At 69.9% G+C, this 15,440-nt stretch carries 14 protein-coding genes; 8 read left to right on the top strand and 6 right to left on the bottom strand.

From position 1 onward, the window contains the following. Positions 1–17: 17 nt before the first annotated feature. From J2754_RS04175 to sucC, 4 genes are all read right to left on the bottom strand, one after another. Entirely contained in the window at positions 18–1,052 is a 1,035-nt protein-coding gene (locus J2754_RS04175) for a DNA-methyltransferase (RefSeq protein ID WP_188878035.1), read from the bottom strand. 44 nt (positions 1,053–1,096) lie between these two features. Then, positions 1,097–1,408 (bottom strand): hypothetical protein, encoded by a 312-nt coding sequence (locus tag J2754_RS04170; RefSeq protein ID WP_188878033.1) that lies wholly within the window; start codon positions 1,406–1,408, stop codon positions 1,097–1,099. A gap of 170 nt (positions 1,409–1,578) precedes the next feature. After that, positions 1,579–2,448: a succinate--CoA ligase subunit alpha gene (gene sucD / locus J2754_RS04165; protein WP_188878031.1), complete on the bottom strand. Its 870-nt coding sequence runs from the start codon at positions 2,446–2,448 to the stop codon at positions 1,579–1,581. Continuing rightward, entirely contained in the window at positions 2,445–3,587 is a 1,143-nt protein-coding gene (gene sucC / locus J2754_RS04160; RefSeq protein WP_188878030.1) for an ADP-forming succinate--CoA ligase subunit beta, read from the bottom strand. The genes sucD and sucC overlap by 4 nt, the downstream gene beginning before the upstream one ends. Before the next feature lie 131 nt (positions 3,588–3,718). On the opposite strand from sucC, the gene J2754_RS04155 reads away from it, so the two are divergent. From J2754_RS04155 to J2754_RS04130, 6 genes are all read left to right on the top strand, one after another. Beyond that, a complete protein-coding gene (locus J2754_RS04155; RefSeq protein WP_211086761.1) occupies positions 3,719–4,111 on the top strand; it encodes a DUF8059 family membrane protein in 393 nt (130 codons plus the stop codon). 81 nt (positions 4,112–4,192) lie between these two features. Beyond that, positions 4,193–5,152 (top strand): NADPH:quinone reductase, encoded by a 960-nt coding sequence (locus J2754_RS04150; protein ID WP_211086760.1) that lies wholly within the window; start codon positions 4,193–4,195, stop codon positions 5,150–5,152. Between the two features lie 64 nt (positions 5,153–5,216). After that, positions 5,217–6,545: a sodium-dependent transporter gene (locus tag J2754_RS04145; RefSeq protein ID WP_188878027.1), complete on the top strand. Its 1,329-nt coding sequence runs from the start codon at positions 5,217–5,219 to the stop codon at positions 6,543–6,545. A gap of 106 nt (positions 6,546–6,651) precedes the next feature. After that, positions 6,652–8,091, top strand: a complete 1,440-nt coding sequence (locus tag J2754_RS04140; protein ID WP_188878026.1) for a sodium-dependent transporter — start codon at positions 6,652–6,654, stop codon at positions 8,089–8,091. A 63-nt stretch (positions 8,092–8,154) separates the two neighbouring features. Next, positions 8,155–9,699, top strand: a complete 1,545-nt coding sequence (locus J2754_RS04135; protein WP_188878435.1) for an acyl-CoA carboxylase subunit beta — start codon at positions 8,155–8,157, stop codon at positions 9,697–9,699. Continuing rightward, a complete protein-coding gene (locus tag J2754_RS04130) occupies positions 9,696–9,968 on the top strand; it encodes a DUF8022 family protein (RefSeq protein WP_188878025.1) in 273 nt (90 codons plus the stop codon). The genes J2754_RS04135 and J2754_RS04130 overlap by 4 nt, the downstream gene beginning before the upstream one ends. A 4-nt stretch (positions 9,969–9,972) precedes the next feature. On the opposite strand, the gene J2754_RS04125 is transcribed toward J2754_RS04130, so the two are convergent. Next, positions 9,973–11,361 (bottom strand): NCS2 family permease, encoded by a 1,389-nt coding sequence (locus tag J2754_RS04125; RefSeq protein ID WP_188878024.1) that lies wholly within the window; start codon positions 11,359–11,361, stop codon positions 9,973–9,975. 111 nt (positions 11,362–11,472) lie between these two features. On the opposite strand from J2754_RS04125, the gene J2754_RS04120 reads away from it, so the two are divergent. Together J2754_RS04120 and J2754_RS04115 are read left to right on the top strand one after the other, a co-directional pair. Then, on the top strand, positions 11,473–13,272 hold the full coding sequence (locus J2754_RS04120; protein WP_211086758.1) for an acetyl-CoA carboxylase biotin carboxylase subunit: 1,800 nt from the start codon (positions 11,473–11,475) through the stop codon (positions 13,270–13,272). 175 nt (positions 13,273–13,447) lie between these two features. Further along, positions 13,448–14,398 (top strand): biotin--[acetyl-CoA-carboxylase] ligase, encoded by a 951-nt coding sequence (locus tag J2754_RS04115; RefSeq protein ID WP_211086757.1) that lies wholly within the window; start codon positions 13,448–13,450, stop codon positions 14,396–14,398. 12 nt (positions 14,399–14,410) lie between these two features. Here J2754_RS04115 and J2754_RS04110 read toward each other — a convergent pair whose 3' ends face one another. After that, positions 14,411–15,427 carry an amidohydrolase family protein gene (locus J2754_RS04110; RefSeq protein ID WP_211086756.1) on the bottom strand — a complete coding sequence of 339 codons (1,017 nt, stop codon included), beginning with the start codon at positions 15,425–15,427 and terminating at the stop codon, positions 14,411–14,413. Positions 15,428–15,440 lie beyond the last annotated feature (13 nt).

The following is a 15,440-nucleotide window of genomic DNA, read 5'->3' as shown; positions in this document are numbered from 1 at the left end:
GGGGTCGCGGTTCCGACTCACCCTCTGATCGGATCGTGTTTCGTTCGGTAGCCCCACGCTTCGCGTTCGACGTCACTGACGCGGTAGAGGCGGATGTCGCGTTCGCGTTTGGTCTTCACGGGGACGTCGTAGTGGGTGGCGTCGTAGTCGAAGGCGGCGTCGCTCTCGCGGACGAACTCGCGGTGGCGCTCCAGTCGGTCGCGGGCGACGTCAGCGCTGAACGTTTCGACGTCGGCGGCGCGCTTCGCGAACCCCTCGACGAGGCCGTCGTCGAGTTCGTAGCCGACGGAGTGGCGCGCGGCGGCCATCGCGGCGAGCGTCGTCGTGCCGGTCCCCCAGAAGGGATCGAGGACGGTGTCGCCCCGGACGCTGAACATATTGATGAGCCGATACGGGATCTCGAAGGGGTAGGCGGCGGAGCGCTCGCGCTCGCCGCGTGCGGCGGGAAGCGACTGTCGGCGGCCCCGGACGTCGGTCCAGACGTCGCTGAACCAACGATTGCGTTCCTCCCAGAAGTACGCGGCGGCGTAGCGGTCGGGGTCGTGGGGCGGGAAATCCCGGGGTTCGGGGCCGTTGCGGAGGACGAGCACGTGTTCGTGCTCGAGGGTGACGTAGGCGTTGGGTGGGAGGGTCCCGCTCCCCATGAACTTCGCGGCGGTGTTGGTGGGTTTGCGCCAGAGGACCCCCGGGAGGGGATGGAAGCCGCGCTCGGCGAACGCGTCGGCGACGCGAGCGTGGTTGCGGTAGACCCGGTAGTTCTCGACGGTTCGAGTCGCGTCGCCGACGTCGAGGCACGCGAGCCCGCCGGGGGCGAGGACGCGCGCGATCTCGTCCCAGACGTCGTCGAGAATCCGGTGCATCGCGTCGTAGGCGCGCTGACCGTCGCCGGCGTCGAGCGCGTCGCCGACGGCGGGATCGAGATCGCAGAAGAGGTCGTCCCACATCTCGACCATCGGGTAGGGCGGGGAGGTGACGACGAGATCGACGCTGTCGTCGTCGAGGGCGCCGAGGTCCCGCGCGTCGGCCGCGACGACGCGATGGGTAGTCTCCATGCGAGAGCGTATCACCTCGATGGATTAACGGTTCTGATGCGTCGCTAGCGGCGCGCGCCCGGTTCGGGTTTCTCCCGGTCGAGCACGCCGAGGACGTCACGGAGGAGCCAGAGGACGACGAGATAGCCGACGACGGCGCCGATGGCGGCGATGCCGACGAGGCTGGCGATCGACCCGTAGAAAAACAGGGGGTACGCGGTCGCGGGATCGCTCGCGCGGAGCGCGACGCCGGCGCCGGCGAGGGCGAAGCCGACGAGCCAGAAGAGGCTCCCGACGGTGCTGACGACGGCGAGCGCCGGGTGAGCGAATCGGTAGAAGAATCCGGGGAGACGCCCCGCAGTGGTGTCGGCCGGCATGAGCGAGCGTGGGGACGGGGACACCTTTAACTTCCCGGGTCGGTGCGGCCCGAGGCGTGTCGTCCCCGGTCGGTCGAGACGAAACGCCCGATGCGAGGGGAGCGACCGGCCGGCAGAGCGGAGAAACCGAACGCGAAAACGGAGAACGGCCGGCGGGTGCGCCGCGTCGCTTACAGCAGATCTTCGACGTCGTCGGCGACTTCCTCGGGGGTGTCACCCACGGGAACGCCGGCGTCGTTGAGCGCGTCGATCTTGGACGCGGCGGTTCCCGTCCCGGAGCCGGAGACGATGGCGCCGGCGTGCCCCATGCGCTTGCCTGGGGGCGCGGTGCGGCCGGCGATGAAGCCCGCGACGGGCGTGTCCATGTGCTCGGCGATGTACGCGGCGGCCTCCTCCTCGTCCTCGCCGCCGATTTCGCCGCACATGACCACGGCGTCGGTGTCGGGGTCGTTCTCGAAGAGTTCGAGCGCGTCGATGAACGACGTGCCGATGATGGGGTCGCCGCCGATGCCGATGGCGGTCGTCTGCCCGATGCCGCGCTGGGTGAGCGAGTCGACGACCTGGTAGGTGAGGGTGCCGGAGCGCGAGACGAGACCGACGTTCCCCTCGGAGAAGATGTTCCCCGGGAGGATGCCGAGTTTCGACTCGCCGGGCGTGATGATGCCGGGGCAGTTCGGGCCCTGTAGGCGCGTGTCGACCTCATCGAGGCGCTTGTTGACCTTCGCCATGTCCTGTGTCGGGATGCCCTCCGTGATGGCGACGACGAGGTCGAGGTCCGTGTCGAGGGCCTCGAAGATGGCGTCCGCGGCGAACGCGGGCGGGACGAAGACGACCGAGGCGTCGGCGTCCTCCGCTTCGACGGCTTCCTCCACGGTGTCATAGACCGGGACGCCGGCGACCTCCTGACCGCCTTTGCCGGGCGACGTGCCGGCGACGACGTTCGTCCCGTACTCGATCATCTGTTCGGTGTGGAACTTACCCTCGCCGCCCGTGATACCCTGCACGACGACGCGGGTGTCTTCGTCGACTAGAATGCTCATTGTTCGTCCTCCGCGTATTCGACGGTCCGCTGGACCGCCCCTTCGAGCGTCTCTTCGACCGTGACGAGCTCGTCGTTGAGGATCTCACGGCCCTCTTCGGCGTTCGTTCCGGCGAGTCGGACGACGACCGGTTTCGGGATCTCGTCGAACTGGCCGAGGGCCTCGTTGATGCCCTTGGCGACCTCGTCGCCACGCGTGATGCCGCCAAAGATGTTGAAGACGACCGCGTCGACGTTGTCGTCGCTGAACACCATGTCGAGGGCGTTCACGACGCGCTCGGCCTTCGCGCCGCCGCCGATGTCGAGGAAGTTCGCGGGCTTCCCGCCGTAGTAGTCGACGAGGTCGAGCGTCGTCATGACGAGGCCGGCGCCGTTGCCGATGATGCCGACGTTCCCGTCCAAGCGGACGTAGTCGAAGCCGTACTCGTTGGCCTTGGCTTCGAGGGCGTCCTCCGCGGCCTCGTCCTCCATCTCGGCGAGGTCGGGGTGACGGAAGAGCGCGTCGTCGTCGACGTTGAGGACGGCGTCGGCCGCGATGACCTCGTCGTCCTCCGTGATCATCAGGGGGTTGATCTCGGCGTCGCTCGCGTCGTTGTTCTCCCAGAGGTCGTAGAGCGTCGTGAGGACGCTCGCGACGTCGCGTGCGACCGCCTTCGGGACGCCCGCGTCGTAGACGGCCTTCCGGGCCTGATAGGGGTGCATCCCGAACGCGGGGTCGATGTGCTCGCGGGCGATGGCCTCGGGGTTCTCCGCGGCCACCTCCTCGATGTTCACGCCGCCCTGCGTGGATACCATGGCGACGGGCTTGCCCTCGCCGCGATCCATCGTGATCCCGACGTAGAGCTCGTTCTTGAAGTCGACCGCCCCCTCAACGAGGACCTTGTCGACGTGGTAGCCCTTGAGGTCCATGCCAAGGATCGCGTCGGCGGCCTCGCGGGCCTCCTCGGCGTTCTCGACGAGCTTGATGCCGCCGGCCTTCCCACGTCCGCCGACGTGGACCTGTGCCTTCACCGCCACCGGATACCCGATCTCCTCCGCGTGCTCGACGGCCTCGTCGACCGTCGTCGCGAGCGCGGACGGGGGCGTCGGGACACCCGCGTCGGCGAAGACGTCCTTCGCCTGGTACTCGTGCAGCCTCATGTGTAACTCGTCCGTAGGTTCCCGAGATGGTGAGTTAGTAGTATCGGAACGTGACTGAGCGCCACACACCGCCCGTCGAGCGACGCACCCGGCACAAAAGATACATGATACGATCCGTCTACTGTCGCGCGATGCCGAGAGTTCTCATGGCGTCCGGATTCGTGGGGCTGACCGTACAGATGCTCTGGGGGATCGGAAACGTCGCGGGACACGTCGTCGGCGTGCCGCCGTACTGGGGACAACTGGTCGGCGCGCACGCCCACTTCGACGTCCTCGGAATCCTCGCCGTCGTCACGGGTCTCGCGGTCGATCACTACGGCACAAGCGGGACGCGCCGGAGCGTCGCCGTCTGGTGGTTCGTCATCGGCCAGTGGCTCCTTCCCGCGACGCTCGTCGTGCAGGCGGCGCTCGGCCTCCCGCGACTCGGCATGCTCGCGTTCGTCTGGGGGGTCCTGCTCACCGCCGCCATGGCCGCGATGGCGCTCGAAGCGTGGGACGGGGCGCCGGGCGGCGCCCCCGTGTGAGGCCGAGCGACCGCGAGGGATCGGTTCCCGACCGCCGCGCCATCGATCACACTTATTCGCCGCCCCGCCGATAGGGGCCGTATGCGCGCTGTCCGCTACCACGAGACCGGCGGCCCGGAGGTACTGCAGGTCGACGAGGACGTCCCGACGCCCGAACCCGGCCACGGCGAGGTCCGGATCGACGTCGCGGCCGCGGCCGTCAACCCCGTCGACACCTACTATCGGGCGGGCGACTACGAGCTCCCCGGTCTGCCCGCGATCCCGGGCGACGACGTCGCGGGCGTCGTCGACGCCGTCGGTCCGGGCGTCGGCGCGTGGCGGGCGGGCGATCGCGTCTTCGGGACGGGGATCGGCGCGAGCGGCCGCGGGTCGTACGCCGAGTACGCCACGGTTCCCGCGGGGGACCTCGCCGCGCTGCCCGACGGCGTCTCGTTCGCGGAGGGCGCGGCGATCGCCGTCGTCGGCGTCACCGCGTGGCGCGCGCTCGTCGATCACGCCGACGTCGAGCCCGCGGAGACATGCCTGATCCACGGCGGGTCGGGCGGCGTCGGCCACGCGGCCGTCCAGATCGCGGACGCGGCGGGCGCGACGGTCACGACGACCGCGAGCGACGCGTACCACGACCGCCTACGGACGCTGGGCGCGGACGCCGTCCTCGACTACGGCCGCGACGACCTCGCCGCGGCCGTCACCGAGGTGGGCGCGCCCGACGTGATCGTCGACCACCGGCTGAACGACTACGTCGGCCTCGACGCGGACGTCGCGGCCCACGGCGCACGCGTCGTCGGGCTCGGCGACACCGAACCCGCGGCGACGATCCCCGACGTTCCGAGCGCACGCGCGAAGGAGCTCACCGTCTCGCTGATGAGCATGTACAACACGCCCGACATCGGCGCCGTGCTCGACCGGCTCGCCGGACTGCTCGCGGACGGTCGCCTCGCGCCCGAGATCGAGCGCACCTACGGTCTCGACGAGGCCGCCGACGCGCACCGCGCCGTCGTCGAGGACTCCTTCTTCGGCAAGCTCGTCGTGGAGCCCTGAGCCGGCGCTAAGGTCCGCGGAAGCGTACCCTTAATAAGTCCCCCGCATCATCACGTGAGTAGACATGGCACAACGAGAGACGTGGACGTCACGCGTCGGGTTCATCTTCGCCGCGGTGGGTAGCGCGGTCGGGCTGGGCAACATCTGGTCGTTCCCGTTCCAGACCGCATCGAACGGCGGGGCGGCGTTCCTCGTCGTCTACCTGCTCGCGGTCTTCCTCATCGGCTTCCCGACGATGCTCATCGAGTTCGTCATCGGGCGTCGCTCGAAACAGAACGCGGTCTCGGCCTTCTCGGAGTTGGGGTACGGTAACTGGACGTTCGCCGGCGCGATCGGCGTCGTCGCGTCGTTCATTACGCTCTCGTTCTACAGCGTCGTCGGCGGCTGGGTGATCAGCTACATCGTCGGGAGCGTCACCGGCGGCTACCTCGGACAGGCCGGCACCTTCTTCGGCTCCGTCTCCTCGGGAACGGTGGCTATCGGCGCACACGCCGTCTTCATGGCGATCACGATCGCCATCGTCGCGGGCGGCGTCGCGGACGGGATCGAGCGGGCGACCAAGTTCATGATCCCCGCGATCCTCGTCCTGCTCGTCGGCCTCGCCGCGTGGGCGTCGACGCTCTCCGGCTCCGCCGCCGGGTACGCGTACTACCTCTCGCCGGACTTCGGCGTCATCGCCAACAACTTCACCTCGATCGTTCCCTCCGCGATGGGACAGGCGTTCTTCACCCTCTCGCTCGGGTTCGGCGTGATGATCGCGTACGCCTCCTACCTCGGCCGTGACGACAGTCTCCCCGCCGACAGCGCGATCATCGTCGTGCTCAACACGGTCGTCGCGCTGCTCGCCGGCTTCGCCGTCTTCCCGATCCTCGCCGCGACGAGCGGCGTCGGCGGCGCCTCCGGCGGTGCCGGCACCGCCTTCGTCGCCCTCGCCGGCGCGTTCGGCCAGCTCCCCGCCGGCCAGATCATCGGTCTCGTCTTCTTCATCGTCCTGCTGTTCGCGGCGCTCTCCTCCTCGATCAGCCTGCTCGAGGCGCCGTCGTCGTACGTCGTCGATCGCTACGGGGTCGACCGCCCGAAGGTCGCCGTCGGCGTCGGCGTCGTCAGCTTCGTCATCGGCATCGCGCCCGCCTACGGCTACGTCGGGCTGTTCAACGACTTCGTATTCAACATCCTCCTCCCGGTCGCGGTGCTGTTCATCGCGCTCTTCGCCGGGTGGGTCGCCAACCGCGAGTCCGTCGACGAGCTCGGACGCGGCACCACGCTCGGGGAGGGCGCGACGACGCTCTGGCTCTGGTGGGTGCGCGTCGTCATCCCCATCGTCGTCGCCTACACGCTCTACCTCGGCGTGACGAACTTCTACAGCGGTATCGTGACCGGCGCGTACTTCTGAGGGGACACCGCGGCGCACCGAGCGCCGGTGTTCGTCCGTTTTCGTCGAGCCGCCGGGCGCGTAGCTATACGAAACCCTCTTGAGCACCTGCACGCTACGGCGTCCCATGACACGAGAGACGTGGAAGACACAGGTGGGGTTCATCCTCGCCGCGGTCGGTTCGGCGGTCGGCCTCGGGAACGTCTGGCGATTCCCGTGGATGACCGCGAACAACGGCGGTAGCGCGTTCCTCCTCCTCTATCTCTGTATCATCGTGCTGGTCGGCGTCCCCGGACTCCTCGGGGCATTCGTCATCGGGCGCCGATCGAAACGCAACCCGGTCGGCGCGCTCCGCTCGCTCTCCGGTGGCTCGCGCCTCTGGGGGGCGTTCGGATTGCTCGCGGTCTGTACGACCGTTCTCTTGGTCTCGTTTTACACCGTCGTGGGCGGCTGGTTCGTCCGCTACACCGCCGCCTCGATCACGGGCGGCTACTTCGCCGACCCCGGCGCCTACTTCGGCTCCGTGAACTACGGGCTGCCGGCCTTCGGCTTCGCGCTGCTCTTCCTCGCCGCGACGGCGGTCATCGTCTACGGCGGCGTCGAGCGCGGCATCGAGCGCGCGACGAAGCTGATGATGCCCGCCATCGTCGTCTTCCTCATCGCGCTCATCGCGTGGACGTTCACGCGCCCCGGCTCGATGGACGGGCTGACGTTCTTCCTCTCGCCCGACCTCGCGTACCTCCGAACGCACTTCCTCGACATCCTCCCCGCGGCCGTCGGACAGGCGATGTTCACGCTCTCCGTCGGGACGGGGACGATGATCACGTACGCCTCCTACCTCGGCGAGGAGCGCTCGCTCCCCTTCGACGCCACGACCATCGCCGTCCTCAACACGGCGGTCGGCGTCCTCGCAGGCCTGCTCGTCTTCCCGCTGCTGTTCAGCTTCGGGCTCGATGTCGGGAGCGGCGGTCCCGGCGCGATCTTCGTCTCGGTGGCGAGCGCGTTCTCGACGCTCGGCCTCTTCGGGCGCGTCCTCGGCGTCGTCTTCTTCGCGGTCGTCCTCCTCGCGGCGCTCTCCTCCTCGATCAGCATGCTCGAGATCCCCGTCGCCTACCTCGTCGACGAACGCGACTTCTCGCGCGGGCGGGCGACCGGCGTCATGGCCGGCGTCGTCGCCGTCGGCGCCGCGGTCTGCGCGCTCGACGCGAGCGTCTTCAGCCTCTTCGCGGACACGCTCGTGAACCTCCTAATGCCCACGGGCCTCGCGGGCTTCCTCCTCTTCGTCGGGTGGGTGCTCGGGAAGAACGCGCTGTCGGAGTACGAAGCCGGCGCGGGCCCCCTCGGGCGCGCCCTCGGGTCGCCGTGGCTCCTCTTCGTCGGCGTCCCGATCCCGATCTTCCTGCTGTTCACCGTCATCAGCCGGCTGCTCAGCACGCTCGGCGTCTCCGCGGCCCCCCTCTCCGTGCTCGGCGTCACCGTCGCGTCCTCGACGGCCGTGCTCGCCGCCGCGGTCGTCCTGACGGTGATCGCCGTCCTCGGTCTCCGACGCCCCGACTCCGTCTTCTGACCCGGCGGTCGGTGTCGGTGACCTTTTGACGACGACCGGTGAAACGGGATTCAACAGATGACGATGGACGAGCGCATCGAGGAGTTGCGCGAGCGCAAACGCCGCGCCGAGAAGGGCGGCGGCGAATCCCGCATCGAGTCCCAACACGAGAAGGGCAAGATGACGGCGCGCGAACGCATCGACTACTTCCTCGACGACGGGACCTTCCGGGAGTTCGACGCGCTGCGGACGCACCGCTCGCACAACTTCGGGATGGAGGAGAACAAACTCCCCGGAGACGGCGTCGTCACCGGCTACGGCGAGGTGAACGGGCGGAAGACGTTCGTCTTCGCCCACGACTTCACGGCCTACGGCGGGTCGCTCGGCGAGGTGTTCTGCGAGAAGGTCTGTAAGGTCATGGATAAAGCGATGGAGGTCGGCGCGCCCGTCGTCGGCCTCAACGACTCCGCCGGCGCGCGCATCCAGGAGGGCGTCGAGTCCCTCGGCGGCGTGGGGGAGATCTTCCGCAAGAACCAGGAGGCGAGCGGCGTCGTCCCCCAGATCTCGGCGATCATGGGACCCTGTGCGGGCGGCGCGGTCTACTCGCCGGCGCTCACGGACTTCGTCTTCATGGTGAAGGAGACGAGTCACATGTTCATCACCGGCCCGGACGTCATCGAGACCGTCACGGGCGAGGAGGTCGGTTTCGACGAGCTCGGCGGCGCGACGACCCACACCGCGACGTCCGGCGTCGCGCACTTCGCCGAGGAGACGGAGGAGTCCGCCCTCGATAACATCAAGCGACTGCTCTCCTACCTCCCGCAGAACAACGTCGAGGACCCGCCACGGGTGGATCCGTGGGACGACCCGGAGCGGCGCCCCGAGGCCCTCGAAGACATCGTTCCGGACGAACCGCGCAAGCCGTACGACGCGACGGACGTCGTCGACGAGGTGATGGACGAGGGGTCGTTCTTCGAGGTCCAACCCGACTACGCGAAGAACCTCGTCGTGGGATTCGCGCGCCTCGACGGGCGCTCCGTGGGGATCGTGGCGAACCAACCGCGCGTGAACGCGGGGACGCTCGACATCGACGCCTCCGAGAAGGCGAGTCGGTTCGTGCGCTTTTGCGACTCCTTCAACGTCCCCGTCGTCTCGTTCGTGGACGTCCCGGGGTTCCTGCCCGGGACCGATCAGGAGCACGAAGGGATCATCCGCCACGGCGCGAAGCTCCTCTACGCGTACAGCGAGGCCTCGGTGCCCCTGCTGACCGTCATCACGCGCAAGGCCTACGGCGGCGCGTACGACGTGATGGCGTCGAAGCACCTCGGCGCGGACGTCAACTACGCGTGGCCCACGGCCGAAATCGCCGTGATGGGCCCGCGAGGCGCCGTCAACGTCCTCTATCGCTCGGAGCTCGCGGAAGCCGACGACCCGGACGAGCTCCGCGACGCGCTCGTCGAGGAGTACAGAGAGGAGTTCGCCAACCCCTACACGGCCGCCGACCGGGGGTTCCTCGACGACGTCATCGAGCCCGCGGAGACCCGCGTGCGCCTCATCAGCGACCTCGAAATGCTCGCGACGAAGCGCGAGGACGGCCCGGACAAGAAACACGGCAACATCCCGCTATGAACGCGACCGTCGAGGCACCGCCGGCGGCGAGCGACGCGGAGGCGGCCGCGGCGATCGCGGCCGTGAGCGCGTATCTCGACGGGGAACGCGCGGCGCTCGCGGCCGCCGCGGCGGCGAGCGACGACGGGGAGAACGAAACGTGGGACGGCGCGAAGTGGCGCTTCGCCGGGCGGTTGGCGGCGACGGGCGCGGACGGCCGCGGCGGGCGGGTGCCGGACGGCGCGCCCACGGACGCGTGGAGCGCGGCGGGGCGCGCGGACCGCTTCTGAGGGGTCACACGCTTCCGAGCACGCCGCCCGTCCGGAGGGCGAAGTAGCCGGCGAAGAGGACGGCGAGTGCCCACTGACCGCGGTGGACGTCGCCGCGCTCGCCCGCGAACGCCTTCATCACGGGGTAGGCGATGACGCCGGCGGCGATTCCGTACGCGATGGAGTAGGTGAAGGGCATGACGATGACCGTCAGTCCGGCCGGGACGGCGTGCGTCGGGTCGTGCCAGTCGACCTCGGCGACGTTGCCGAGCATGAGGACGGCGACGACGACGAGGGCGATGTGGCTCGCGTACTGCGGGATCGCGGCGGCGAACGGAACGAACGCGACGGCGGCGAAGAAGCAGAGCGCGACGACGAGCGCGGTCAGCCCCGTCCGGCCGCCCTCCTCGATGCCGGTCGCAGACTCGACGTACGTCGTGACGGTCGAGGTACCGAGCATCCCGCCGACCGTCGTGCCGATCGCGTCCGCCATCAGGGGCTTTTCCATCTCGGGGAGGTCGCCGTCCTCGTCGAGGAAGCCGCCGGCCTGTCCGACGCCGACGAGCGTCCCCGCGGTTTCGAGGAAGTCGACGAAGAAGAAGGTGAGGACGACGAGCGTGAACGCGAGGGCGTCGACGTCCGCGAGGCCGCGGAGGAACGCGCCGACGAGCGGCGAGACGTCCCACGTGGGCGCGGGGAGGCTCGGCGCGAGCGGGACCGACTCGTGCGGGCTGACGACGCCGAGGGCGGCCGCGCCCCACCCGAGGAGGCTCGTCACGGCGACGCCGACGACGATGCTGCCCGTGACGCCGCGAACGTAGAGGCCGAAGGTGAGAAAGAGCCCGAGGACGCTGATGAGCGCCACGGGATCGGCGGCGATGCGTCCGAGCGTGAGGAGCGTGGAGGGGTCAGCGACGACGATGAAGGTCTTTTCGAGGCCGATGATGGCGAGGAAGAGCCCGAGCGCCGCGCCGACGGCGAACTTCACGGGCTCGGGGAAGAGCCGGATGACGTACTCGCGCGCGCCGACGAGCGTGAGGAGGACGAACAACACGCCCTCGACGACGATGGCGGCGAGCGCCGTCTCCCAGGGGATACCCATCGCGCCGACGACGGTGAACGCGAAGAAGGCGTTGAGACCCATCCCGGGCGCGAGCCCGAACGGCCGGTTCGCGTAGAGCGCCATCACGAGCGTGGCGACGCCGGCGGAGAGGGCGGTGACGACGGCGAGCATCTGCATCGTCGCGGCTTCTCCCGCGCCCGTGTCGATGGCGGCGACGAGGATCGCCGGGTTGACGACGACGATGTAGGACATCGTGAGGAACGTCGTGAGTCCGGCGAGGACCTCGGTGCGGAGGTCGGTGTCGTGCGCGTCCAGGTCGAAGGCGTCGGCGAGTCGGTCGCTGAGAGCCATGTCCCTCCGCCGGGAGCGCCCTCGGGGACATAGGGGTGTCGCCTCGCCGTCCCGACGATCGTCGATAACACGAATCGACACGCTAACGTGATCGCTGTCGGAAGTGGTCGTATGTTCGAGAAGGTGCTCGTCGCGAACCGGGGGGAGATAGCCGTGCGCGTGATGCGGGCGTGCGCGGACCTCGGTGTCGAGACGGTCGCGGTCTACTCGGAGGCCGACAAGCACGCCGGCCACGTCCGGTACGCGGACGAGGCCTACCGCGTCGGACCGGCCCGCGCCGCCGAGTCGTACCTCGACGGCGAGGCCATCGTCGCGGCCGCGAAGGAGTCGGGCGCCGACGCGATCCACCCGGGATACGGCTTCCTCGCGGAGAACGCCGACTTCGCGGCGCGCGTCGAGGACACCGACGGCGTGACGTGGGTCGGCCCATCGTCCGAGTCGATGCGCCGACTCGGCGAGAAGACCGGCGCGCGCGAGGTGATGGACGACGCGGACGTCCCGATCGTCCCCGGCACCACGGAGCCCGTCACGGACCCCGACGAGGTCCGGGCGTTCGGCGATCGCCACGGCTACCCGATCGCCATCAAGGCCGAGGGGGGTGGCGGCGGACGCGGCATGAAGGTCGTCGAGGCGGCGAGCGAGATCGAGGCGCAACTCGACGCCGCGAGACGCGAGGGCGAGGCCTACTTCGGGAACGACGCCGTCTACCTCGAACGCTACCTCGCGGACCCGAAACACATCGAGGTACAGGTCCTCGCGGACGAGCACGGGACCGTCCGGCACCTCGGCGAGCGCGACTGCTCCCTGCAGCGACGCCACCAGAAGATCATCGAGGAGGGGCCGAGCCCCACCCTTGAGGGCGACCTCCGCGAGGAGATCCACGCGGCCGCCCGCCGCGGCGTCGCGGCCGCCGACTACGTGAACGCCGGGACGGTCGAGTTCCTCGTCGCCGACGGCGAGTTCTACTTCCTCGAAGTGAACACCCGCATCCAGGTCGAGCACACCGTCACCGAGGAGATCACCGGCATCGACATCGTGAAGTGGCAACTCCGCGTCGCCGCGGGTGAGGAGATCGACTTCGCGCAGGACGACGTGGACGTCGAGGGCCACGCGATTGAGTTCCGGATCAACGCCGAGAACGCCGCGGACGACTTCGCGCCCGCGACCGGCGGCACGCTGGAGACGTACGACCCGCCGGGCGGGCCGGGCGTCCGCGTCGACGACGCGCTCCGGCAGGGCGACGACCTCGTCACCGACTACGATTCGATGGTGGCGAAGCTGATCGTCTCGGGGAGCGATCGCGCCGAGTGCATCGCGCGAGCGAGGCGTGCGCTCGCCGAGTACGAGATCGAGGGCATCGTCACCGTCGTCCCCTTCCACCGGCTGATGCTCGACGACGAGCGCTTCGTCGCCGGCGAACACACGACGACGTACCTCGACGAGCGCTTCGACGAGACGCGTCTCCTCGAAGCCCAAGAGCGCTGGGGGAGCGAAGCGAGCGCCCCGGTGGACGACGCGGAGACGAACGAGCGCGAGTTCACCGTCGAGGTGAACGGCAAGCGCTTCGAGGTGTCCCTCGAATCCCACGACGCACCCGCGCTCCGCGACGTCGACCTCGACGGGATCGGCGACGACGACGGCGCCGAGCCGCCCGCGCACGTGGCGGACGACGAGGGAGAGACGGTCGTCGAGGGCGGCGGCGAGACCGTCGCGGCGGAGATGCAGGGGACGATCCTCTCCGTCGACGTCGAACCCGGCGACGTCGTCGAACCCGGCGACGTCCTCGTCGTCTTAGAGGCGATGAAGATGGAGAACGACGTCGTCGCGTCCCACGGCGGGACCGTCTCACAGGTCCCCGTCGCGGAGGGGGAGAGCGTCGACATGGGCGATACGCTCGTCGTCATCGACTGAGGCACAGCTGAACGAGCGAGGGCGTGGCCGAACGGGAACGAGCGGGCGCTGAGCGAGCGATGCGTGAGCGAGCGGCGCCGATCGTACTGGACGCACGCCGTGGAGTCTCGCGGTCGGTCCGCCCGACCGACCGCGAGGGGAGGCGTTCTTATCGCCGGATCACCTACCCGCGAGCATGAACGACACGCGCCGCGCGGTCCTCGACGCGCTCGCGGCCGGTCCCGTCGCCGGCCCCGCGCTCGCCGACCGCCTCGGCGTCTCGCGGGCCGCGGTGTGGAAGCACGTCGAGTCGCTGCGCGAGGCCGGCTTCGCCATCGAGAGCACCGACGAGGGATACGTCCTCGACGCGATTCCGGAGTTCGGCGGGCTCGCCGTCGAGTACGGCTGTGAAGCGCCCTTCGAGGTCGAGTATCACGACAGCATCCCGAGCACGAACGATCGTGCGCGCGAGCTCGCGGCCGACGGCGCGACGGACGTCGTCGTCCTCGCCGACGAGCAGACGGGCGGTCGCGGCCGTCTCGATCGCGCGTGGTCGTCACCGTCGGGCGGCGTCTGGCTGAGCGTCGTCTGCCGGCCGGCGCTCGCCCCCTCGCGCGTCTCGCTGCTCACGATCGCCGCCGGCGCCGCCGCCTGCGGGGCCGTCCGCGAGGCGGGCGTCGACGCGCGGATCAAGTGGCCGAACGACCTCCTCGTCCTCGACCCCGACGCCGAGCGCGGCGGGCGGAAGCTCGCGGGGATCCTCACCGAGATGGAGGGCGAGGCCGAGCGGGTGTCGTGGGTGATCTCCGGCCTCGGGCTGAACGCGAACGTGGCGGGCGACGCGCTGCCGGCGGACGCGACGAGCCTCCTCGTCGAGCGCGGCGGCGACCCCGTCGATCGCCGCGTGCTCGTCCAGCGCGTGTTGGAACGCTTCGACGACCTGCGCGACGATCCGGACGCGGCCCGTGCGGCGTGGCGCGAGCACGCGGCGACGCTCGGCCGTCGCGTGCGCGTCACGCTCCCCTCGGAGACGATCGTCGGCGAGGCCGTCGACGTGACGGACACCGGCGCGCTCGTCGTCGACACCGGAGCCGAGCGCCGGATCGTCCACGCCGGCGACTGCGAACACCTCCGCCCCGCGGAGTAGTGCGAGTGCGAGTCAGGCGTGGAGGACGCGCTTCACGTCGCTCGCGCCCGCGCGCCGCACCGCCGCGCGCACGGGATCGCGGTAGCCGGCGAGGTTGTGCGTGTCGCCGTCGAGGACGAGGAGGTTCGCGTCCCGTCCCGCCTCGATCAGGCCGTCGTTTCGCCCGGCGATCTCCGCGCCGGCGGTCGTCGCCATCCGCAGGACATCGACGGCCGTCACGTCGTAGCGTTTGGCCGTATAGGCCATCTCGCGGAACATCGACGGCGAGTTCAACATCACGTTGTCCGTCCCGAGCGCGACCGTCGTGTGCGCGAGGAGGCCGGGGACGTCCGGGAGGCCGACGTCGGTCACGAGGTTGGAGCGCGGGCAGACGGCGATCGGGATCCCGTCGTCCGCGACGCGCGCGAGGTGCTCGTCGTCGGCGTGGACCATGTGGACGAGCAGGTCGGGGTCGAGGTCGATCGCGGGGTGGATGTCGGTCGCGTCGACCTCGCCGGCGTGGATGGCGAAGGGTTTGCCGGCGTCGCGCGCCCGGCCGCGCTCGACCGCGAAGTCGGCGTCGTTCGCGCCGCTCGCGCCGTACCCATCGGAAACGTCGAGGACGTCGGGGTCGTCGCGCCCGAACGCGAGCGCGTCGATCTCGATCCCGTCGCTCGCGTCGCGCAGCGCTTCCACGCCCGGCACGCCGCCCTCGCGGAACTCCAGCGTCGCCGCGGTCCCCGACTCCGCCATGAAGGACAGCGAGCGGCGCATCCCCTCGACGAGGGCCGTGCGGTCCGCCTCGCGCAGGAGGCGGTGTTTCAGTCCGTCGGGCGGCGCGACGAGCTCTTCGAGGGAGAGCCCGCGCCCGGCGTCCTTCGCGATCGAGTCCCCGATGTGCGTGTGCGCGTTCACGAACGCCGGGAGGACGATGTCGTCGCTGTCCACGCTCGCCTCCTCGACGGCGACGATCTCTCCGTCCTCGACGACGACGCGCCCCTCGACGGCCGCGAAGTCGCGGCCCGCGAGGATCGTTCCCTCTAGCTCCATGGGTCGTCTGCGT

This window comes from Halarchaeum nitratireducens, from assembly GCF_017874695.1.
Classification (GTDB): domain Archaea; phylum Halobacteriota; class Halobacteria; order Halobacteriales; family Halobacteriaceae; genus Halarchaeum; species Halarchaeum nitratireducens.
Note: the sequence above shows the minus strand (reverse complement) of the source record. Positions and strands in the feature narration are given on the sequence as shown.